Genomic DNA, 21,468 nt, shown 5'->3' on the forward strand with positions numbered 1-21,468 from the left:
CCGCGGCGATGTCGGATAAACCATTGCTCGAGATCGAGGATCTCAACGTCTGCTTCTCCTCCGAGGGCAAGAAGATTCCGGCGGTGCGCGACGTCGGTCTGACGGTGTATCCGGGCCAGACCGTCGCCATTGTCGGCGAATCCGGATCCGGGAAATCAACGACTGCGCACAGCATTATCGACCTGCTGCCCGGCACCGGGCAGGTCACCTCCGGCTCGATCAGGTTCGACGGCAAGGATCTGGCGAAGGCGTCGAAGCGGGAGGTCATCGCGGTCCGCGGCAGCGGTATCGGATTGGTACCGCAGGATCCGATGTCGAATCTGAACCCGGTGTGGAAGATCGGGTTCCAGATCCGCGAGACCTTGGAGGCCAATGGCATTGCCAAGGGTAAGGCGGCCAAGCAGCGAGCCATCGAACTGCTCGAGGAAGCCGGGATGTCCGATGCGGCGCGCCGGGTGAACCAGTATCCGCACGAATTCTCCGGCGGTATGCGCCAGCGCGCGCTCATCGCCATCGGATTGGCCTGCCGACCCAAACTGCTGATCGCCGACGAGCCGACCTCGGCCCTCGACGTGACGGTGCAGCGGCAGATCCTCGACCATCTCGACGGACTCACCAGCGAACTCGGCACCGCTGTCCTGCTCATCACCCACGACCTCGGCCTGGCCGCGGAACGCGCCGAGCACCTGGTGGTGATGTATCGCGGCAAGGTCGTGGAATCCGGTCCGGCACTGCAGATTCTGCGCGAACCCCAGCATCTGTACACCAAGAAGCTGGTGAATTCCGCACCCTCGCTCGCCTCGCAGCGGCTGTCCTCGGTGCGTGAGCGCATAGAAGTGCGGAAGCAGGCCGTACAGGTCGCGGAAGAGGTCGCGGCGGCCGATACGGAAATCGCGGCGGTCTCCGATTACGTGGTGGTCGCACAGAATCTGACCAAGGCGTTCAAGATTCGGGGCAGTACGCCGTGGAAGTCGACGGATTTCGTCGCGGTCGATGATGTGTCGTTCCGGCTGAAGCGCGGCACGACCACTGCCATTGTCGGCGAGTCCGGTTCGGGTAAATCGACTGTGGCGCAGATGGTTCTGGGTCTGCTCGAACCGACATCGGGTTCGGTGACCTTCGACGGTCGTGAAGTGGCGAAACTGGATCGGAAGGGCGCGTTCGCTTTTCGTCGTCGAGTGCAGCCGATCTTCCAGGACCCCTACGGTTCGCTGGATCCGATGTACTCGATCTATCGCACCATCGAGGAGCCGCTGCGCACGCATAAGATCGGCACGGCCAAGGAACGCGAGGCAACGGTGCGCGACCTGTTGGACAAGGTGTCGCTGCCGTCCTCGGTAATGCGCCGCTACCCCAATGAACTCTCCGGTGGCCAGCGCCAGCGCGTCGCGGTGGCCCGTGCGCTCGCGCTCTCCCCGGAGGTCGTGGTGTGCGATGAGGCGGTCTCCGCGCTCGACGTCCTCGTCCAGGCTCAGATCCTCAAGCTGCTCAACGACTTACAAGCCGAGCTGGGTCTGTCCTATCTGTTCATCACCCATGACCTGGCCGTCGTCCGCCAGATCGCCGACGACGTCCTGGTCATGCAGACCGGCAGAATCGTCGAAGCGGCCACAACCGACGAGGTTTTCCAGAACCCCGAGGAGGAGTACACCCGCCGCCTGCTGGACGCCATTCCCGGACGGGACCTGCTGGCAGGCTGACCAGGGCGCACCGGACCCCGACGGAGTGAGTCTTACGAGCGATGTTCGCGGCCCGTCTCGCGTCCGTGCCGAAGGCGCGGCCGTCGAACACAGCCGAGTCGTCGAAGCGCATGCGACGAAGTCGCGAGTCTCGACGGCGCCGCTAGTGACTGCTTGCAGGTCGCTCGAAAGGGGCCGCTAGCGGACTGCTTGCAGGTCGCTCGAAAGGGGCCGCTAGCGACTGCTTGCAGGTCGCTCGAAAGGGTCAGCCGCCAGACAGTAGGGGGCCGCGAACACGCAGCGTCGCCGGCGCTGCAAAATGTCTCAGTGACCGATCCGCTACAGCCCCTCGTCGATCTGCCAGGTGTGCGCGAAGCCGCCGATAAGGCGCGTGACGCGCTTGCCGCGGTGCATCGGCACAAGGCGAACCGGCGAGGCTGGCCGACTACGGCCGCCGAGGCGGCGGTGCGTGCCGCGCGCTCATCCGCTGCCATCGAGGGCGGCAGTACCGAACTGCCCGCTGACGGCAGGGTCGCGGATCCGATCCTGGCCGGCTCGCTGCGGGTCGGGCAGGCGCTCGACGGTGACGCGCTGCGGAATCTGGTCGGCACCTGGCAGCGCGCGCCGCTGCAGGCGCTGGCCCGGCTGCATCTGCTGGCCGCGGCCGATCTGGTGACCGACGAGGCGCTGCTCGGGCGCCCGCGCGCTGACGGCGGTGTGGCCGAACGGCTCGACCTGCTGGTGCAGACCGTGCTCGGATCCAAGGCGCCCGCGCCGGTCATCGCGGCGGTCGTGCACGGTGAACTACTGACCTTGCGGCCGTTCGGTACGGCCGACGGCATCGTGGCGCGGGCGGCCTCTCGACTGGTGGCCGCGTCCAGTGGGCTGGACCCGCACAGCCTCGGCGTACCGGAGGTGTTCTGGTTGCGGCGGCGTCAGCAGTATCTGGATGCGGCGGCCGGATTCGGCTCGGGTGCTCCGAATGCGGTGGGCGGCTGGGTGATCCTGTGCTGCGGCGCCTTCGAAGACGGTGCGCGGGAGGCGACATCGATCGCCGACGCGGCATCCGGATAGGGGGCCACACACATCAAAGCGGGCGGCGTTGTCGTTGACGACCTCACCGCCCGCTAGCACGGATACCCGGTTACCAAGCGTGCTGGGTGGGTTGTGTTCTGCGGCCTCGGCGATTATCCGAACTCCGCCGGTTCATCCCCGCAACCTGTGCGAGGCCTTCGCCGTCGAAAACCCGGATCTCGCAGGCCCACAACGCTTCTGCCCTTGTCGCGGCGCGCTCCGCGTGGGTGCCTGGTGCCCGTGCTGGGAAGGGTAGGTCGGGGAGCTGAGCCTTCTCTTCCGGCTCCGCTCAGGCCTTCCGTCCTTCCGTAGTTACATTTCTACACTGTGACCGCCCCCACATCAAGGCTTGGAAAAACATTAAATAACCGGCGCGTCTACCGGCGTTTCGTGCTTAAATGCCTGGTCGCAGCGGCCTCTGTGTTATGTCAGCAAGCCCTCCGCCGCGCCCCTCATCAGCCCGGCCTCGCGGCCCGCGCCGGGCAGCAATAGCTCAGCGGCGCCGGCGCAACAGCCGGTAGCTGATCGCACCGGCCAGCACCGCGCTCAGCCCGACCGCCGCCGTCGCGGCAAGGGTGGTCGACGACGGGCTCTGGAAACGTGCCCACAGCGAGACCGGGTTGGAGAACGTGAGAATCGGCCAGCCCTTGGCCACCGCTTCGCGTCGCAGATTGCGATCCGGGTTCACCGCCGTCGGATGCCCCACCGCGCTCAGCATCGGTAGATCGGTCACCGAATCGGAGTAGGCATAACACCGCGAGAGATCGTAACCCTCAGTGGCGGCTAGCTTTTCGATCGCGGTCACCTTACCCGCACCGTAGCAATAGAATTCGACCTCGCCGGTGTAGCGGCCGTCCTCGACCACCATCCGGGTCGCCGCGGTATGCGAGGCGCCCAGCACCTCGGCGATCGGACCGACGATCTCCTCGCCCGAGGCCGAGACGATCACCACATCGTGTCCCCGGATCTTGTGGTCGGCAATGAGATCCGCCGCCTCGGCATAGATCAGCGGGTCGACGAGTTCGTGAAGTGTTTCGGCCACAATGGATTTCACCTGCTCGACATCCCAGCCCGCGACCATATTCGTCAGATTGGCGCGCATGCGCTCCATCTGATCGTGGTCGGCGCCCGAGAGCATGAACAGGAAGTGGGCGTAGCTGCTCTCCAGCACCGCGCGCCGGTTCAGCAGGCCCTGTGCGTAGAAGGGCTTACTGAACACGTAGGTGCTCGATTTCGCTATCACCGTCTTGTCGAGATCGAAGAAAGCGGCTACGCGCTCGCCACCGGCGCTCGGTCGCTTCGTTGCCGTCACGTCCCGTGCCGTCTGGTCCTCGAGCTCTGTCTGGTCGCCATCGGCCGTCACTCGTTCAGAATATGCATGCCGCGGCGACGCTGTCGGACGGGTCGGGTGTCTGGTTCGTTCGGCGGGTTTGCCCCGGAGACGCCGGGCCGGTGGTGGCCACAAAGTTCTCCGAAGACAGACTTGCGTTGTGGCCCGGGCTTGGGTGTAGTATTGCTGGCACCTGGACATAGTCCAGGCGCGTTCAGCCCGACCCCCCGGGGCTGAACCCGACGGCCCCAGCCTCCTCCCCCCCCGGCTGGGGCCGTCCTCTATTTCGGGGTAGGTTCCCCCCGGTTTCCGGGCCTCCGGATTTATCCACACCCCCCGAGTTATCCACATTCGGCATATTGCATCTTCTGCTCGGCTTCGTCTTCGAGCACGCTGACCTGCATGAATCTCGAAGCCGCCCCGGCACTCACGCCACCCGCGCTCGTGCTCATCCAGGACACCCGGCTGCGCGATGAGGTGCGTCGGGTCGCGGCGGCCGCGGAGCGCGCGCTAGACGAGCGCGCGCTTGCTGTCGGGCGGCACGCCTGGGTGGCGGCACCCCTGGTGATCCTCGACACGGTGGCGGCCGAGAGCTGTGCACGGGCCGGTTACCTCCGACGGATCGGCGTCGTGCTGGTGACAGACGGGGAACCCGGATTGACCGATTGGCAGGCCGCCGCGGCTGTCGGTGCCGAGCGCGTCATCGCGCTGCCCGGTGCCGCGGTAGGGCTTATCGAGAAGTTTGCTGAACACGGCGAATACCGCATGGGCGACGGTGTTGTCGTCGCGATCGCGGGTGCGAGCGGCGGTGCGGGCGCCTCTACATTGGCCGCGGCGACCGGACTGCGATCCGCCGCCGAGCGGTTCCGGCGCGACACCGTGCTCATCGACGGCGCACCCCTCGGCGGCGGTCTCGACCTGCTGCTCGGCATCGAAACCAGGGCCGGACTGCGCTGGCCGGATCTGGTGATCGAGGACGGTCGGGTGTCGGCCGCCGCACTGCACAGCGCACTGCCGGCAGCCGTCCCGGGACTGGCGGTGCTGTCCTGCGGCCGCGGCGGTGCCGGACGCTTGCCCGCCGAAATCGGCGCTGCCGCCGTTCGCGCCGTCATCGAAGCGGGCCGTGCCGCAGGCGATTTGGTGATATGCGACATCTCGGGCGAACGCGGCCCCCACGCCGATCAGATACTCGACGCGGCCGACCTCGTCGTCCTGGTCGTCCCCGCCCGCCTCCGCGCCGTAGCCGCCGCCGAATCGGTCGCCGCCCATATCGGTAAGCGAAATCCCAACCGGGGCTTGGTAGTCCGCGGCCCGGCACCCGGCGGACTACGCGGCCCGGAGGTCGCCGAGGTCCTCGACCTCCCCCTGCTAGCCGCCGTCCGACCGCAACCCGGACTCGCCGCCCGCCTCGAACGCGGCGGGCTTACTTTGCGCCGCGGGCCTCTCCGCGACGCTGCGGACGCAGTGCTCGGAGTGCTCAGCGCTCCGGCCGGGAAGGCGCTGCTATGAGTGCGTTGACGTCCCCGCCGTCGTTTCGGGTCCGCGCGGCGGTGCGTGAGAATCCGGTGCGCCGTGGTGAGGCGCATGGGCCGATGGAATACGAGCTGCTGCAGCGGTATCGGAACGCTGCGTGCGCTGTCCCGACGGTGCTCGGCATGCGGCGATCTGCGCTGTCGGATGAGGTGCTCGGTGCCGAGCGATCTGCGGCTTCGAATGCGTGGGCGATGCGCTGGATGCTGCGGAAGGTTCTTGCCGGTTCGGTTGGGAGGGGTTCGCGGTGAGTGCGTTGGTTACGTCGGAGTTGTTGGATCGGGTGCGGGAACGGCTGTCCGGTGCGTCGGGGGATCCGGATCCGGCGCAGGTGGCGGCTGCTATCCGAGCCGAGGCCGGTGGTGTACTCGGTGATACCGATCTGCTGCGGGCATTGCGGCTGTTGCAGACCGAGATGACCGGAGCGGGGCTGTTGGAGCCGCTGCTGCAGGATCCCCGGGTCGCCGATGTGCTGGTGACCGCGTCGGATGCGGTGTGGATCGACCGGGGCCGTGGGCTGGAACGAACCTCGGTCGTCTTCCCGGATGAGGCCGCGGTGCGCCGCTTGGCCCAGCGGTTGGCGCTGTCGGCCGGGCGGCGCCTCGACGACGCACAACCGTGGGTCGACGGCCGGTTATCCGGAAGGGAAGCGGCACTGGGGGATTCGTTCGGAGTCCGGCTGCACGCGGTCTTGGAGCCGGTGGCACACGGCGGCACCTGCCTGTCGCTACGCGTCCTGCGTCCGGCGACACAGGGACTGGATGCGCTCGCCGCGGCGGGCGCGGTACCCGCCGACGCGAAACTTCTACTGGAGCAGATCATTCGGGCCAGACTCGCCTTCCTGGTGGTCGGCGGAACCGGCGCGGGCAAGACAACGCTCCTGTCCGGCCTACTGGCCAAGGTCGCCGCCGACGAACGCATCATCTGCGTCGAAGACGCCGCCGAACTGGCACCCCCACATCCCCACGTCGTACGACTGGTCGCGCGCACCGCGAACGTGGAGGGCGTCGGCGCGGTAACCGTCCGCGATCTTGTCCGGCAGGCCCTGCGAATGCGCCCCGACCGAATCGTCGTCGGCGAAGTCCGTGGCGCGGAGGTGGTCGACCTTCTGACCGCCCTGAACACCGGCCACGACGGCGGCGCGGGCACGGTCCACGCGAACTCACCACGCGAGGTCCCCGCCCGCCTGGAAGCCCTTGCCGCACTGGGCGGTATGGACCGAGCCGCCCTCCACAGCCAGCTCGCCGCCGCAGTCCAGGTAGTGCTGCACGTCCACCGCCGAGCCGACGGCTCCCGCGGCCTCCGCGAAATCGGCATCGTGGACCGCGACCTCCAAGGCCGCGTCACCATAACCGCCGCCTGGCACGCCGACCGAGCCCCGACCCCGGCCGCCCCCACTCTCACTCGCCTCCTCGACGAACGGCTCGACCGGTGAATGCGGGAATGGAGCGCACGGCGCTGGCAACCCGGCTGGCTTCGCTGTCGCGTGTGCTTGTGGTCCCTTCGTCGGATGCGGTGCCGGTGCTCCTTGTGGACGCGACTTCGGCAACGTTGCGGTCCAGCCTGATCACGGCAGCGGTGCATTCGGGAATTGCTGGTCGGATGGCACCGTCGCGGTGCCTGGTCGACGAACGGCTCGGTCGATGATCGCGGGATTGGTGTGTCTGGCGATCGGGGTTTTACTGGCGCCGCCGCCGAGTTCGCAGCGGCGGTTCGCCACGCTGTTCTCGGCGGCAGGCGATGTTCGAAAGCTCGGTCGGGGCAGTGGGTTTCGGGTGGCGATCGGTGTTGTCCTCGTGGGGGCGTTGGCCGTTGGAGTCGGTCCGCTGGTTGCGGCGGTGTTGGTCGGGGGAACGGTCGGTATTCGGGTGCGGTGGGCGAGCCGGGAGCGGCGGCGCAGTGCGGAGTGCGCTTATCTGTTGGACGCGCTCGAGGCGGTGATCGGGGAACTGCGGGTGGGCGCGCATCCGAGTTCGGCGGCTGAGGTTGCCGCGCAGGAGTCGCGCGGGGAGGCCGCCCGCGTCTTCGCGGTGAGCGCGGCGCGCAGCAGGCTCGGTGGTTCCGGCGCGGACGGGTTGCGCGATTCCGATTCGATCGTCGATGCGGAACTCGCCAGGATCGCCGACGCGTGGCAGGTTGCCGAGCACCACGGTCTCGCGCTCGCGGAACTGCTCTCGGCTGCTCGCGCGGACCTATTGGGGCGCATCCGTTTTCGCACGCGCACCACAGCCGCACTGGCCGGTGCTCGCGCCACAGCGGCGGTCCTGGCGGGCCTACCGCTCCTCGGTATCGGCCTGGGTCAACTGATGGGTGCCGCTCCTCTGCACGTGCTGCTGAGCCCGGGTGCCGGAACTGTATTGCTACCACTCGGCGCGGCATTGGCGTGTATCGGCTTGCTGTGGACCGACGCGATCACGCGAAAGGTCTTCGTATGAAACACATCTGCTGTTCACGCACAGCTTCGAAGGGGTTGCGAATGGTTGGAATTTCCAGTGTGCCAGTGCTTTTGCTCGCAATGGCATTGTTCGTGCTGCCCGGACGAGTTGCGGTGAATCGGCGATTGCGGACGCTGCGAGAGGCGGGCCCACAGCCGGTCGCCCCGTCATCTCCACGCGGCACCAACAGCGATCCGCTGGCCATAGCCTCGGTATTCGACCTGCTGGCCGCCTGCCTACGAGCCGGATTACCGATGGCATCTGCAGCCCGCGCGGTGGCACCGAGCGCGCCGCCGGCCCTCGGCGCGGCATTGCGCAAGGCAGCCGACCTGCTGGCACTGGGCGCGGACGCGACAATCGCCTGGGATCAGGTGGCCCGCGACGGCGCGGACCAACCGGGCGCCGATGAGGTCGACTCACTGGCCCGCATGGCCCGGCGCTCCGCCCGCTCCGGCGCCTCGCTCGCCACCGCCATCGGCGAACTGGCCGAACAGCGCCGCAGCGGAGTCGAAGATGCGGCCGCCGCCCGCGCCGAACGTGCCGGAGTCCTCATAGGCGGCCCCCTCGGCCTTTGCTTCCTCCCAGCGTTTGTCTGCCTCGGCATCGTCCCCGTAGTAATCGGCCTCGCCGGCCGCGTCCTCGGAGGTGGACTGCTGTGAGAACGACAGCGCAGGGAAATACTGCGTCACGAACGACGGAGCTACGAAAGACCGAGCGAGGCGCTGCCGGTTCCGACAGTTCTGCTGCCACAGACAGCGCAGCACGGTGCGCTACCGAGCTGGGATCAACAGAGCCCAGCCGTGCTGAGCGGGGCACTGTTCTGCTACCTCTCGGCCTTCGTCTGTCCCGACATCCGCGTCACCGCCCGCGCCCCCGGAAGCGGACTGTTGCGAGCCTGCCGCAGCCGGGAACTGCCATGCGAAACAAAGCCGATCCGGGGATGCCTCCGCCGGACATAGTCGGGTTCGGGACCGCTGTGCGGACCGGTGTCGAGCTATGGACGATCGCGCCGCGCACTGCCGGGCTGGGAATGCCGACTCGGAGCAGTACCTACCTGGGCGCGATAGCGCCGGACTTTGTCGGGCTGGAGACGACCGCACGAGGCGCTGTCGACCACGGCTCTGCTAAAGGTGCCGTTGCTGAGCTAGCGAGTGCTCCGCTCGGGGGCGATGAGGTGTGCGGTGCGGTGCCGGGGCGTGTGCGGCGGGGAAGAGCATATGGGCGCGGCGTAGCTACCCGGAACATTGTCGACCCGGTGCGGTGCGCGCACGGTGCTGTCGAGCGCGGCGGTGTTGAAGGTGCCGTTGCTGAGCTGCCGAGTGCTTTGCTCGGGAGGTTTGGGCTGCGCGGTGCGATGCCGGGGCGTGCGCGGCCGGGAAGAGTGTGTCGGCGCGGAGTGGCCGCGCGGGCGGGAATGAGAGGGGAACACGGTGCGAATGGGGACGATGCGGGATCGGGTAGTGCTTCGGCTGGGGGCCGTCGGCATGGAGGTGCGGGCTCGGGTGCTGCGGGTGCTGGTCGCGGACGACGGGATGAGTACCGCGGAGTATGCGATCGGGACTATTGCGGCTGCGGCGTTCGGAGCCGTGCTCTATGGGGTGGTGACCGGGGACAGCATTGTGAACGCGCTGACGAAGATCATCGACAAGGCGTTGAATACCGCGGTGTAGCGGAGGGTAGTTGTCGATTAAACTACTGTGGTACAACGCATCTCGGTGACGATCGGGGTGCGGTAACGGTTGAGGCGGCGATCGCGCTCGCTGCCATCGTGTTTGCGGTGGTGCTGTGCGTCGGTGCCTTGCTCGCGGCGTCGACGCAGGTGCGCTGTGTCGACGCCGCTCGCGAAGCGGCCCGGCTGGCTGCTCGCGGTGATCAAGCGAATGCGGTGTCGGCGGCGCGGCGGGTAGCTCCGCCGACCGCCGACATCTCGCTGCGCAGCGAGGGCGACCGGGTAGTCGCGGCGGTCTCCGCCCACGCACCCCTACTGCCCTTGTTGGTCCTGCACGCCGAGGCCGTCGCAACCCGCGAGCCAGGAGCCGAGCCGTGACCGACAACGGCCGGCCAACGGACCGTGACGTGCCAATGGGCGCAACACAGATGAAAGACAGCGACGTGCCGCGCGACCGAACCGCGGCAGTAAGGATGCCCAGTGACCGAGCAGTAGAAGCAGCTCCGCCGAACAGCCCACCCTGCCAAGGACGCGACCACAACCGAAGCGACATCGTCGACGGGCGAACCGCACGTGTCCGCTGCGCCGTCGGCGCCAGTCGCCTCGTCCGGTGGTACAGCGCGTTCGCGGGCGATGCGCAGGGTCCTTGCGCATCCATACGGCGGGCCCCGGACGGCCGAATCGACCGCGTGTGCCGAGCATTTGCATCCGGAGGCCGCCGAGTCGCCAATGGGCGCAGTGTCCTTGCGCTGGGTGGTGCAGGTCGCCGCGGCGTCACGATGCGGCGGGACGAGGGCGTCGCGACGGTGTTCGCCTGTCTGGCGCTGGCTGCGCTGATCGGCGCGACGCTATTGATCGCTCAGGTCGGGGCGGTTGTTGTGGCGCGGCATCGGGCGCAGGCCGTGGCGGATTTGGCGGCATTGGCAGCGGCGGGGGAACTCGCGCGTGGGGCCGATGTCGGATGTACAGAAGCGGCGGAGATCGCGCGACGGATGGGAGTGCGGATTCAGCAGTGTGAAGTCGTGCAGTGGGATGCGACTGTCACTGTTGAAGAGAATGTACCAATGGGTCTGTTAGGAAAGCGGACTGTTCGCGCGGTTGCTCGTGCGGGACCTGTAGAAGTCGGAACGTGACCGGTACGTACTTACACTCGCCAGTGGTACTTCACGATGCCGAATTCGGTAATTGCGATGCTCGAATAAATACGCCATTGCCTCAATTTACTTAGTAACCGCAGAACGCAATCGAATGAATCTGCACGTCGGGCGGTAATGCCCGTGGCAATACCTCAGTTAACATGAATCTAATCCTCTTTATTCGGCGGTCCGACGCGCCCGGCACCGCAGGGCGAGGTACGCCGACATGCGCCTATAGCCCCTGGTGACCACCCGGAAAGGTGGACAAGCGATCACGTTCGGAGGTCGGTGCTGTCACGAATCGAGCGCGGCGCCTTCGCCGCGCTGTTCAGTCGCCCGTACCGGCGGCCAATTCGCCCAGAACCGCGGCCAGTAGGCGGGCCGCACCGGCCTTGTCCAGCGGATGGTTGCCATTGCCGCACTTGGGCGACTGCACGCAGGACGGGCACCCGGCCGCGCAGGTGCACGTCTCGATCACCGCGAGCGTCGCCGACAACCAGTGATGTAGCTGCGCGAACCCGCGTTCGGCGAAGCCCGCACCACCGGGCTGCCCGTCATAGACGAACACTGTCGGCAGCCCGGTATCCGGATGGTCGGCGGTTGAGACACCGCCGATATCCCACCGATCACACGTCGCGACCAGCGGCAATAGGCCGATCGCCGCATGTTCGGCGGCGTGCAGCGCACCCGGCACCCGTGGCGTATCCAGGCCTGCCTCGACGAGTAGTTCGGGTGTCACCGTGTACAGCACCGCGCGGGTCGGCAGCGTCTGCTCCGGCATATCCAGCTCGACCAGGTCCAACACCTCGCCGGTGCGCAGCGTGCGCAGATACCCGATCACCTGGCTGGTGACGCTGACCTGCGCCAACGCGGTCGTCACCCGGCCGTGGCGGCGCTGTTCGGCCACCGTGTCGACGGCGATGGAGGTGACCTGTCTGGCGCTGGTGGTCCAGCCGGGATCGGTGCTGCGCACGAAGGCCACTCCGCCCTCGAGGTCCAGCTCATCGACCAGGTAGGTATCGCCTTGATGCAGGTGAACGGCCCCTTCGTGCAGCGTCGCCCGCGCTCTCCCGGCATCGGCCGTACCGAGCAATCTGCCGGTCTCGCCATCCACGATGGCAATGAGTGTGCCGATGCCACCGCGCACGTCGACGGCATCGTGCGGCTGCGCCTCGGCCGTCGCGAACCAGCGCGCGCTACCGTCGCGCACCGCACTGTTCCGGCGTCGGATCAACCCCTGACCTGCGAGATCGGTGAGCACCTCACCAGCCCCGAGCTCATCGACCTCATTGTCGGTGAGCGGCAGTTCCAGCGCCGCGCACAGCAATTGCGGACCAAGTACATATGGGTTGTGCGGATCGGTGATGGTGGCCTCGATCGGCTTGTCCAGCAGCGCCTCAGGGTGGTGGACCAGGAAGGTGTCCAGCGGATCGTCCCTGGCCACCAGCAGCACCAGCGATCCCTGCGTGCGCCGGCCCGCGCGCCCGGCCTGCTGCCAGAACGAGGCGACCGTGCCCGGAAAACCCGAGATCACGACCGCATCCAGCCCCGCTATATCGACGCCGAGCTCTAGCGCATTCGTAGTGGCGGCTCCTAGCAGCGACCCATCCGACAGCGCGGCCTCCAGGTCGCGCCGATCCTCCGCGAGATAACCCGCCCGGTAGGCGGCGACTCGTTTGCTGAGCTCTGGATCGACGTCGGCGAGCAGCCTGCGCGCCTCGATCGCGGTCAGCTCGGCGGCCCGCCGCGACCTGACGAATACGAGCGTGCGCGCGCCTTCGACCACCAGATCGGCCATGATCCTGGCCGCTTCCGACGTCGCGGATCGCCGAACCGGCGCACCGTTTTCGCCGGTCAGGGTGGTCAACAGCGGCGGCTCCCACAGTGCGATGGTGCGCGAGCCCTGCGGCGATCCGTCCTCGGTGACCGCAACGCAGGGCGCGCCGATCAGCCGGGATGCCGCAGCCGCGGGCTCGGCGGTGGTGGCCGAGCACAGTATGAATATGGGATCCGCGCCGTAATGTGCCGCGATCCGCCGCAGCCTGCGCAGCACCAGCGCCACATGCGAGCCGAATACGCCCCGGTAGGCGTGGCATTCGTCGACCACCACATAGCGCAGCCTGCGCAACACCCTGGCCCAGCGCTGATGTGAGCGCAGCATGCCGACGTGCAGCATGTCCGGATTGGTAAGGATCAGGCGGGCATTCGCCCGCACCCATTGCCTGACCTCGGCCGGTGTGTCCCCGTCGTATGTGGCCGGATGGACATCCCGCAACGGCCCCTCGTGCGTCAATTCCGCTATTGCCCGCAGCTGGTCAGCACCCAATGCCTTGGTCGGCGCCAGATAAAGGGCAGTGGCGAGTGGATCTTCGCGCAATGCGGTGAGCACCGGTAGTTGGTAGCCGAGCGATTTCCCGGATGCTGTGCCGGTGCTGACGACAACGTGCCTGCCGCTCGCGGCGAGCTCCGCGGTCTTGGTCTGATGAGTCCACGGCGCCTCGACCCCGGCGGCTCGCAGCGCGGCGACGACGTCGGGCGCGGCCCAATCCGGCCAGGTTGTCGTGGCTGCGGGCCGCGCGGCGAGCTCGACGACATGGGTGAGACGCGGGTCGTCATCGGGTGCCGCATCAAGGACACGATTCAGCAACGATGCCCCGTAACTTCGGCCGTTGCTGGCGCGTGGCCGAGTCCCCGGTTCGGTCGGATTCACGACTCGGGCTCCGCGACACGCGCAGAAAGTGTGAAACGTGTGCGCTTGGGAAGCCCTACCTGCCATTTCGATACCAAATAGCGACCTGGGTCACAGGCCGTTTGCCAGACGCTGGCTCGGTTATCCGCAAGCAAACGAACCACAAGTCTGGATTCCGGCATTGTGTCCCTCACCTGCGCATTCGCAAGATCAACTTTTTTGCAAATTGTCGGTAACTCGACTGTTGAATTGCTCGAAGACATGGTTCACTAGTTCCTGGTCGCAAGCTTCTGTGTTCGAGGGACGGATCCAAAGTCCAAACCGTCAGCAGGATCGATGTTGCGAACGGTGTGCTTGGTGCTTTCCTGCAGGGGGAACCAACAGTACAGCGGTCGGAACGGACCCGGTGGATGAACCTACTTGTCCGCCGTTCCGGTAAGAAAAGAGAAGGAACAGAATGGCACAGGGAACTGTGAAGTGGTTCAACGCGGAGAAGGGGTTCGGCTTCATCGCGCCCGAGGACGGCTCCGCCGACGTCTTCGTCCACTACTCCGAGATCCAAGGGTCGGGCTTCCGCACCCTCGAGGAGAACCAGAAGGTCGAGTTCGAGGTTGGCCAGGGCACCAAGGGCCCGCAGGCCACCGGAGTTCGCGCGCTCAGCTGAGCGTCGAAACAATCCGCTCGTCCCTCACCCCCGGTAACGGAGGTGAGGGACGAGCTATATCTGGGGTAAGACAAAAACCGACGTGTACCTGCCGGTGCGGTCGTATCGCGACAGGCACTGCATACTGATTACCAGGGACGCAGGTACGCTCTGTGGTTCGAGTCGCAAGCGCTCGGCCACACGTCGCGTCAAGGTATAAACGTGTCTGGTGGCAACGTCATCCCCGTCGCCGCCGCTTGCCCCAGCCGCGCACAGTGCGAAAAAGCGCCGCGCGGGTCGATAAGGAAAGGTGTATTCGCCGGTGGCAACACGAGACCGCGGTGCAGCCGACCAGGGCCGTCCCCTGCGTCGTCTCGTGATCGTCGAGTCCCCGACCAAGGCCCGCAAAATAGCGCCCTATCTGGGCCGCAATTACACGGTCGAGGCCTCGGTCGGTCATATTCGGGACCTGCCGCGTGGTGCGGCGGACGTGCCCGCCAAGTACAAGGGCCAGTCCTGGGCGCGCCTCGGCGTCGACGTCGACAACGACTTCGAACCCATCTATGTGGTGAGTCCGGATAAGAAGGCCAAGGTTTCCGAGCTCAAGAGTCTGCTGGCCGATGCCGACGAGCTCTATCTCGCCACCGACCCCGACCGTGAGGGCGAGGCGATCGCCTGGCACCTGTTGGAGACGTTGAAGCCCAAGGTGCCGGTGCGACGCATGGTGTTCCACGAGATCACCGAGCCCGCCATTCTGGCCGCCGCCGCCGACACCCGCGATCTGGACAACGATCTGGTCGATGCGCAGGAAACCCGGCGCATACTGGACCGGCTGTACGGCTACGAGGTCAGTCCGGTGCTGTGGAAGAAGGTCATGCCGCGGCTGTCGGCGGGCCGGGTGCAGTCGGTCGCGACCAGGGTGATCGTGCAGCGCGAGCGCGAGCGGATGGCATTCCGCTCGGCCGAGTACTGGGATATCGCGGCGAAGCTGGATGCGGGCGGGGACAACGGCGATGCCACCAATCCGCGGACCTTCGGTGCGCGACTGGTCAGCGTCGACGGGACCAGGGTCGCCACCGGCCGGGACTTCGGACCGGACGGGCAGCTCAAGGGCAATGGCGTGGTCGTCCTCGACGAGCCGTATGCCCGCCGCCTCGCCGAGGCGCTCGACGGCGCCGATCTGGTGGTCTCGTCAGCGGAGGCCAAGCCATATACGCGCAAGCCGTACGCGCCGTTCATGACCTCGACGTTGCAGCAGGAGGCGGGCCGCAAGCTGCGGTTCAATGCCGAGCGGACCATGCGGGTCGCGCAGCGGCTGTACGAGAACGGCTACATCACTTACATGCGTACCGACTCGACCACGCTGTCGGAGTCGGCGATCGCCGCGGCCAGGTCGCAGGCGACCCAGCTGTACGGCGCGGAGTATGTGCACCCGACGCCGCGGCAGTACACCCGCAAGGTGAAGAACGCGCAGGAGGCGCACGAGGCGATCCGCCCGGCGGGCGATACCTTCGCGACCCCGGGCCAATTGCATGCGCGGTTGGACAACGACGAGTTCCGGCTCTACGAACTGATCTGGCAGCGCACGGTCGCCTCGCAGATGGCCGATGCCAGGGGCACTACGTTGACGCTGCGGATCACCGGTGTCGCGGGGACCGGCGAGGAATGCGTGTTCTCGGCCTCCGGTCGGACCATCACTTTCCCGGGCTTCCTCAAGGCCTACGTCGAGAGTGTCGACGAGGAGGCGGGCGGTCAGTCCGACGACGCCGAATCCCGGCTGCCCGCGCTCGACGAGGGCGAGCGCGTCACGGCGGTGGAGCTGAATCCCGATGGGCACAGCACGAATCCGCCTGCGCGGTATACCGAAGCGTCGTTGATCAAGACGCTCGAAGACCTCGGCATAGGGCGGCCTTCGACGTATTCGTCGATCATCAAGACCATTCTCGACCGCGGATATGTGTACAAGCGCGGCAGTGCGCTGGTGCCGTCGTGGGTCGCCTTCGCGGTGGTCGGTTTGTTGGAGGCCTACTTCGGGCGGCTGGTCGACTTCGACTTCACCGCCGCGATGGAGGATGATCTCGACGCCATCGCCGGCGGGCGTGAGCAGCGCGGAAATTGGTTGTCCAGCTTCTATTTCGGTGGCGATCACGGTGTCGAGGGTTCGGTCGCGCGCTCCGGTGGTCTGAAGCGGATGGTTGGTGAGCGGCTCGATGATATCGATGCCCGCGAGGTCAATTCGATCAAGCTGTTCGTCGATGACGAGGGTCGCGACGTGGTGGTTCGGGTCGGTCGATTCGGACCGTATCTGGAGCGGATGGTCGCCAATCCGGATGATCCGGAAGGGGATTCGATTTCGCAGCGGGCGAATCTGCCCGATGATCTGCCGCCGGACGAGCTGACCGCCGCAGTCGCCGAGAAGCTTTTCTCGACGCCGCAGGAGGGACGCACGCTGGGTACCGATCCGGCGACCGGACATGAAATCGTCGCCAAGGAAGGACGTTTCGGGCCGTACGTCACCGAGATCCTGCCGGAGCCCGCGGCCGAGGAAGTGCCCGCGCCCGCGAAGAAGACCGCGAAAAAGGCTGCGGCGCCTAAGCCGAGGACCGGATCGCTGTTCAAAGATATGGATCTGGCGACGATTACGCTCGACGATGCGCTGAAGTTGTTGTCGCTGCCGCGCGTTGTCGGCGCCGACCCGGCTTCCGGTGAGGAGATCACCGCGCAGAACGGGCGCTACGGCCCATATCTGAAGAAGGGCACCGATTCTCGCTCGCTGCTCAACGAAGACCAGATCTTCACCGTGACGCTGGACGAGGCGCTCAAGATCTACGCCGAGCCCAAGCGGCGCGGCCGCCAGGCCGCCAGTGCTGCGGCGTTGCGCGAGCTCGGGAACGATTCGGCCACCGGTAAGCCGATGGTGATCAAGGACGGGCGCTTCGGTCCGTACGTCACCGATGGTGAGACCAATGCCAGCCTGCGCAAGGGCGACGAGGTCGATTCGATCACCGATGAGCGGGCTTCGGAACTGCTCGCCGATCGGCGAGCGCGTGGTCCGGTGAAGAAGACGGCCAAGAAGGCGGCGGCGAAGAAGACTCCGGCCAAGAAGGCGACAGCGGCGAAGAAGACCGCTGCCAAGAAAACCACTGCCAAGAAGACGGCCGCGAAGAAGTCCTGACGGTTTCGTCGGTGCATTGCCGTAGCCTCGCCCCGGTATCGAAGCTCGATCGAGAAGGGGACCACCATGGCCATCGATCAGGAACGCGAAGATCTCATCCTCGCACTCGACAGTCAGCGCGAGCTGTTTCGAATCACCCTGCGTGGTCTCGACGAGCAGCAGGCCCGGCAGCGCACAACCGTCAGCGAGTTGACTCTCGGTGGACTGCTGCACCATGTCGTCAACTGCGAGCGGCATTGGACAAAGGTCATCGTCGAGCGCGATGAGACGGCGAAGCAGGAACTGGCCGAATTCGAGGGTGAATATGTGATGGCGCCCGACGATACGATTGCGGGACTGCTGGCCACTTGGGACGAGGTGGCGGAGGCGACCGCGAAGCTGATTCGAACCGAGCCGGATCTGAGCACGTCCATCCCGACCCCGACGACACCGTGGACGCCCGACCGCGTGTGGTGGACCGTGCGGTTCACGCTGCTGCACGTGTTGCGCGAGATCACCCACCATAGTGGGCACGCCGACATCATTCGGGAGGCGCTCGACGGTGCCAATACCACCTACCAGCGAGCTTGATTCGAATCCGTTCAGCCGTCCGGTCGGGGCTGTCGGAGGGGGCGGCTAGGGTGTAGCGCGTGGCGGGTGTCTTCGATCGGCTGGTTGGGCAGGATGCGGTCGAGTCCGAATTGCGGGCGGCCGCGGTCGCCGCGCGCGGGGGGACCGGCAATGGTGCGATGACGCATTCGTGGCTGTTCACCGGACCGCCCGGATCGGGGAGATCCGTTGCGGCGCTGTGCTTTGCGGCCGCGTTGCAGTGCACGGACGAAGGGGAGCCCGGATGTGGTCGGTGCCATGCGTGCACGACCACGATGGCCGGAACGCACGGCGATGTGCGGCGGGTGATTCCGGAAGGGCTGAGCATCAGCACCAAGGAGATGCGCGAGATCGTGCAGATCGCCTCGCGGCGGCCGAGTACCGGTCGATGGCAGGTGGTGCTGATCGAGGACGCCGACCGGTTGACCGAGGCGGCGGGCAATGTGCTGTTGAAGGTGGTCGAGGAGCCGCCGGATCGGACGGTATTCCTGCTGTGCGCGCCATCGGTGGATCCGGAGGACATTTCCGTGACGCTGCGGTCGCGCTGTCGGCATGTACATCTGGTGACGCCATCGGTGCCCGCCATCGCGCAGGTGCTGCGCGAGCGCGACAAGCTCGATGAGAAGACCGCCACCTGGGCGGCATCGGTGAGCGGCGGTCATGTCGGGCGGGCTCGGCGGTTGGCCACCGATGAGGAAGCGCGTGCTCGTCGGCAGCGGGCGCTGGCGTTGGTGGGCGCGGTTTCGCGGCCGGGTGCCGCGTATGCGGCCGCGGATGAATTGGTGAAATCCGCCGACGATGAGGCCAAGCAGATGAGTGCGGCCCGCGACGAACGTGAGCGCGAAGAACTGGCGACCGCAATGGGCGCGGGCGGCACCGGTAAGGGCGCCGCCGGCGCGACCCGAGGTTCGGCCGGTGTGCTCAAGGACCTTGAGCGCAGGCAGAAATCCCGTGCCACCCGCACCGGGCGCGATGCCCTCGACCGCGCGCTCATCGACGTCGCCGGCGTCTACCGCGATGCCCTGGCAGTCCGCTTCGGTGCCGCCCGCAACGGTTCCGGCGTCACCCTCACTCACCCCGATATGTCCGACCAGATCCACGACCTCGCCGACCGCGTCCGTCCCGAGGGCCTGCTCCGCTCCATCGAAGCCGTCCTCACCTGCCGCGAGGCCCTCGACCTCAACGTCAAACCCCGTTTCGCCCTCGCCGCCATGGTCGCCACCCTCATCTCCGCCCAAACCGCGTGACCGCTACCACCCGTTTTCGCGATCCGACCGCCGAGACGATAGACTCGCGTGGCCGAAAGGCACGCCGCCTTAGCTCAGTCGGTAGAGCGCTTCACTCGTAAGTACGGCATTGCTGACCTCGTTGTCTCCCTTGCGGTTTCGAATTCAATCTCTTTGCTTCGGCGTTGGATCGCTGGTGTGACCTGCTTTGATGCGTTCGACCAGCAAAGACATGTTGATTCTGCCGTGGGACGGGCGTGCGCAGTGTGGTCACGATCGCTGCTGTGCCTCAGTCGGGTTCGGTGTGTTTCGCTCCGATTCGGCTTGGTTCGGCAGGGTAATTTTTACCGAGATTCTGCCGACTTTCGGGAGCCGATCGCCTAGCTTCCGGTTCGCTGGTTACCGGTCAGCGATGGTGGTCCGGCGCTGGATGGAAATCTGTTGATATTCACGGCGTGTCGCGCACCGTGTCGCGCGTGCGTCGGTTGGTGTGAGCCGCTGCGGCACGAAGGCTATTGCGCGACAGTCGATCCGCAGATAGCCTGGCGTGGCTATCTGAGCTGTCGGTGTATCCATCGCAGCGGCGTCGAGGGACTTGATCGGCGCGAATCCTGACAACCACTGCTCTATGTCTGCATGCGGTTGTCGTCGTCCCTCCGCCGCGTACACACGCGCATGACGCCAGGAGTGCTTACCGAATGCCCGCAATCAATCGCGGCCTGTACTTCGAAGCCAGATTCAAGACCAGCCCGGGGAAGTATCAGACGATCCGGGACGAGAATGGCAAGCCTCGGCGGTACCCGACCAAGGAACTGGCCGAAACCGCTTGCAAGGAAGAGGAGATTGTCTATCGGGTTCTGAGCACACGGCCCGCCGTCGCTGCGGGGGCTGTCAATGGCCGCAGTGAGCCTTATGGGGTCGCACAGATGCTCGATTGGAGTGTCGATCCCGGCCAGCAGGCGTTCCAGGACTATGTCGAAGAGTGGCTGGATGATCAGGATCTCGCCGACAACACGGTTCACAACTATGAGAGCCACATCCAGTGCCATCTGCTGCCGACGTTCGGACCGATGCCGCTGCTGGATATCACTCGCAGGGCGGTCGCTGATTGGGAAAGGGCTTTGCGTGCAGGGGGTACAGTGCCGACAGTATCAACACGTATCGTGCGTTCCTGCATGTGATTCTGGAGGATGCGGTCGAGGCTAAGAAGATCCCGGTCAATCCGGCACGACGTAAACGCAATCGGGGTCGTCGTACCGGAATGACACCGCATGGGAATCGGCATTCTCACCGAACGTTGCTGGAGCAGTTGGGAACGCCGCAGAAGTTGATCAACGAAAGGATCGGCCACCAAGACTCGTCGGTGCAGGACCGCTATCCCCAGGTCACTGACGCGATGGTTAAGAAATTGATGGCCGACTTGACTGAGGTGGGGCCCGATGCTCTGGACTAGCGTCTGGAAATCTGTCCAACCTCGCCGGTTGCGATGCTGAACGGGCTCCTGCGCCTGCGGGCTGAAGAGCTGCAAAAGCAAGGCCGGGTGGTGGCTGCGTAGGCGACTCTCGTCTGCGAGCGCCATTTCCCTTTCATGCTGTGCCGCTTGTGTTTTCGTATCGGTTCACCGGTCCGCAGCTTCTTGCGCATCGGTTTCGAGATCAGTTTCCACCGGCTGGTGTAGATCGTCTCATGACTGATGGTCATCTCGTTGTAGCTTATACGACGACCGGGTTGCCATACACTACGACCGTTTCGTCGTCGATCTTGGATTTCGCCGATACCATCACGAAGGAACGGACTGTGAGTCCGGTCAGGCAACCATCGGCTTTGATACTGGTTCGAACAATATCGATGCGCGGCTCGTGATCTTTCAGGGAGATCTTTTCGACAACTATGTCCGAGATCGTCCCCGCTGCGAGGCTGACGGTTATTTTCGGTTTCACCTCTATTTTGGGTGACACGTTCGACCGCCGATCTTTCGGCGACTCGAACACCTGCGGAGTTATCACCAGCACGCTTGGCGGTACGAGGCCGGCATCGACGCCGAGGGACGCGGTGATCGACCGCAAGGATGCTGCGCATCCGACGTGATAGCCGACTATCAGCTCGGCGTCCTTCAGGTTCTTGAATACAGAACCCTTGATCTCGGCGTAGGCCGAATTGCTCACCACCGCTTCCCGAGTCGGGATGAGTCCGGGACCGGTCGCATTGACAACCTCCTCGTCACGGTGCCCGACGATCAATGTTCGACCGTCCGCGGTCCCGATCGACAGTTCGTGTCGGTCACTCCGCGGAGC

General features: G+C 66.0%; 19 protein-coding genes. 16 read left to right on the forward strand and 3 right to left on the reverse strand.

Annotation, left to right across the window (positions count from 1 at the left end; all coding sequences use genetic code 11):
* Positions 1 to 8: 8 nt before the first annotated feature.
* Both ON44_RS02135 and ON44_RS02140 read left to right on the forward strand, forming a co-directional pair.
* A complete protein-coding gene (locus ON44_RS02135; protein ID WP_051181371.1) occupies positions 9 to 1,700 on the forward strand; it encodes a dipeptide ABC transporter ATP-binding protein in 1,692 nt (563 codons plus the stop codon).
* Between the two features lie 306 nt (positions 1,701 to 2,006).
* The gene (locus tag ON44_RS02140) at positions 2,007 to 2,753 is read left to right on the forward strand and encodes a Fic family protein (protein ID WP_040686066.1); all 747 of its coding nucleotides are present in this window, start codon (positions 2,007 to 2,009) and stop codon (positions 2,751 to 2,753) included.
* A gap of 493 nt (positions 2,754 to 3,246) precedes the next feature.
* On the opposite strand, the gene ON44_RS02145 is transcribed toward ON44_RS02140, so the two are convergent.
* Entirely contained in the window at positions 3,247 to 4,065 is an 819-nt protein-coding gene (locus ON44_RS02145) for an HAD family hydrolase (protein WP_040686119.1), read from the reverse strand.
* 420 nt (positions 4,066 to 4,485) lie between these two features.
* Between ON44_RS02145 and ssd the strand changes: the two genes are divergently transcribed.
* From ssd to ON44_RS02190, 8 genes are all read left to right on the forward strand, one after another.
* Positions 4,486 to 5,592, forward strand: a complete 1,107-nt coding sequence (gene ssd, locus ON44_RS02150; protein ID WP_051181351.1) for a septum site-determining protein Ssd — start codon at positions 4,486 to 4,488, stop codon at positions 5,590 to 5,592.
* On the forward strand, positions 5,589 to 5,864 hold the full coding sequence (locus ON44_RS02155; protein WP_040686067.1) for a hypothetical protein: 276 nt from the start codon (positions 5,589 to 5,591) through the stop codon (positions 5,862 to 5,864). The genes ssd and ON44_RS02155 overlap by 4 nt, the downstream gene beginning before the upstream one ends.
* Positions 5,861 to 7,048 (forward strand): TadA family conjugal transfer-associated ATPase, encoded by a 1,188-nt coding sequence (locus ON44_RS02160; RefSeq protein ID WP_040686068.1) that lies wholly within the window; start codon positions 5,861 to 5,863, stop codon positions 7,046 to 7,048. The genes ON44_RS02155 and ON44_RS02160 overlap by 4 nt, the downstream gene beginning before the upstream one ends.
* Before the next feature lie 208 nt (positions 7,049 to 7,256).
* Complete coding sequence (locus ON44_RS02170; protein WP_040686070.1) at positions 7,257 to 8,048, forward strand: type II secretion system F family protein; 792 nt, start codon at positions 7,257 to 7,259, stop codon at positions 8,046 to 8,048.
* 41 nt (positions 8,049 to 8,089) lie between these two features.
* Positions 8,090 to 8,707, forward strand: coding sequence for a type II secretion system F family protein (locus ON44_RS02175; RefSeq protein WP_040686071.1), 618 nt, complete (start codon positions 8,090 to 8,092; stop codon positions 8,705 to 8,707).
* An 825-nt stretch (positions 8,708 to 9,532) separates the two neighbouring features.
* Positions 9,533 to 9,718, forward strand: a complete 186-nt coding sequence (locus ON44_RS02180) for a DUF4244 domain-containing protein (RefSeq protein WP_040686072.1) — start codon at positions 9,533 to 9,535, stop codon at positions 9,716 to 9,718.
* Between the two features lie 80 nt (positions 9,719 to 9,798).
* Entirely contained in the window at positions 9,799 to 10,095 is a 297-nt protein-coding gene (locus ON44_RS02185) for a TadE family type IV pilus minor pilin (RefSeq protein WP_051181375.1), read from the forward strand.
* Positions 10,096 to 10,496: 401 nt separating this feature from the next.
* On the forward strand, positions 10,497 to 10,850 hold the full coding sequence (locus ON44_RS02190) for an Rv3654c family TadE-like protein (protein ID WP_040686073.1): 354 nt from the start codon (positions 10,497 to 10,499) through the stop codon (positions 10,848 to 10,850).
* A gap of 331 nt (positions 10,851 to 11,181) precedes the next feature.
* Here the strand turns inward: ON44_RS02190 and sftH are convergent, their stop codons facing one another.
* Positions 11,182 to 13,500 carry a DEAD/DEAH box helicase gene (sftH, locus tag ON44_RS02195; protein ID WP_040686074.1) on the reverse strand — a complete coding sequence of 773 codons (2,319 nt, stop codon included), beginning with the start codon at positions 13,498 to 13,500 and terminating at the stop codon, positions 11,182 to 11,184.
* 499 nt (positions 13,501 to 13,999) lie between these two features.
* Between sftH and ON44_RS02200 the strand changes: the two genes are divergently transcribed.
* The 6 genes from ON44_RS02200 to ON44_RS51865 all read left to right on the forward strand — a co-directional run bounded on the left by ON44_RS02200 (position 14,000) and on the right by ON44_RS51865 (position 20,627).
* Positions 14,000 to 14,206 (forward strand): cold-shock protein, encoded by a 207-nt coding sequence (locus ON44_RS02200; protein ID WP_011206895.1) that lies wholly within the window; start codon positions 14,000 to 14,002, stop codon positions 14,204 to 14,206.
* Between the two features lie 355 nt (positions 14,207 to 14,561).
* Entirely contained in the window at positions 14,562 to 17,360 is a 2,799-nt protein-coding gene (topA, locus tag ON44_RS02205) for a type I DNA topoisomerase (protein ID WP_245566979.1), read from the forward strand.
* 66 nt (positions 17,361 to 17,426) lie between these two features.
* Positions 17,427 to 17,930, forward strand: coding sequence for a DinB family protein (locus ON44_RS02210; RefSeq protein WP_040686075.1), 504 nt, complete (start codon positions 17,427 to 17,429; stop codon positions 17,928 to 17,930).
* 59 nt (positions 17,931 to 17,989) lie between these two features.
* Positions 17,990 to 19,195 carry a DNA polymerase III subunit delta' gene (locus tag ON44_RS02215; RefSeq protein ID WP_040686076.1) on the forward strand — a complete coding sequence of 402 codons (1,206 nt, stop codon included), beginning with the start codon at positions 17,990 to 17,992 and terminating at the stop codon, positions 19,193 to 19,195.
* Between the two features lie 677 nt (positions 19,196 to 19,872).
* Positions 19,873 to 20,355 (forward strand): N-terminal phage integrase SAM-like domain-containing protein, encoded by a 483-nt coding sequence (locus tag ON44_RS51860; protein ID WP_040686077.1) that lies wholly within the window; start codon positions 19,873 to 19,875, stop codon positions 20,353 to 20,355.
* Positions 20,352 to 20,627, forward strand: coding sequence for a hypothetical protein (locus ON44_RS51865; RefSeq protein WP_218007505.1), 276 nt, complete (start codon positions 20,352 to 20,354; stop codon positions 20,625 to 20,627). The genes ON44_RS51860 and ON44_RS51865 overlap by 4 nt, the downstream gene beginning before the upstream one ends.
* A 259-nt stretch (positions 20,628 to 20,886) precedes the next feature.
* Here the strand turns inward: ON44_RS51865 and ON44_RS02230 are convergent, their stop codons facing one another.
* Positions 20,887 to 21,414 (reverse strand): MspA family porin, encoded by a 528-nt coding sequence (locus ON44_RS02230; protein WP_157187026.1) that lies wholly within the window; start codon positions 21,412 to 21,414, stop codon positions 20,887 to 20,889.
* Positions 21,415 to 21,468: the final 54 nt, after the last annotated feature.

The sequence above is a fragment of the Nocardia vinacea NBRC 16497 genome (assembly GCF_000308835.1).
Lineage (GTDB): Bacteria > Actinomycetota > Actinomycetes > Mycobacteriales > Mycobacteriaceae > Nocardia > Nocardia vinacea.

Excerpts from the sequence above, each read along its gene's own strand:
- ON44_RS02170 (WP_040686070.1), top strand. The coding sequence starts at position 7,257 with ATGATCGCGGGATTGGTGTGTCTGGCGATCGGGGTTTTACTGGCGCCG.
- ON44_RS02200 (WP_011206895.1), top strand. The coding sequence starts at position 14,000 with ATGGCACAGGGAACTGTGAAGTGGTTCAACGCGGAGAAGGGGTTCGGC.
- ssd (WP_051181351.1), top strand. The coding sequence starts at position 4,486 with ATGAATCTCGAAGCCGCCCCGGCACTCACGCCACCCGCGCTCGTGCTC.
- ON44_RS02180 (WP_040686072.1), top strand. The coding sequence starts at position 9,533 with ATGGAGGTGCGGGCTCGGGTGCTGCGGGTGCTGGTCGCGGACGACGGG.
- ON44_RS02135 (WP_051181371.1), top strand. The coding sequence starts at position 9 with ATGTCGGATAAACCATTGCTCGAGATCGAGGATCTCAACGTCTGCTTC.
- ON44_RS02210 (WP_040686075.1), top strand. The coding sequence starts at position 17,427 with ATGGCCATCGATCAGGAACGCGAAGATCTCATCCTCGCACTCGACAGT.
- ON44_RS02190 (WP_040686073.1), top strand. The coding sequence starts at position 10,497 with ATGCGGCGGGACGAGGGCGTCGCGACGGTGTTCGCCTGTCTGGCGCTG.
- ON44_RS51860 (WP_040686077.1), top strand. The coding sequence starts at position 19,873 with ATGCCCGCAATCAATCGCGGCCTGTACTTCGAAGCCAGATTCAAGACC.
- ON44_RS02155 (WP_040686067.1), top strand. The coding sequence starts at position 5,589 with ATGAGTGCGTTGACGTCCCCGCCGTCGTTTCGGGTCCGCGCGGCGGTG.
- ON44_RS02175 (WP_040686071.1), top strand. The coding sequence starts at position 8,090 with ATGGTTGGAATTTCCAGTGTGCCAGTGCTTTTGCTCGCAATGGCATTG.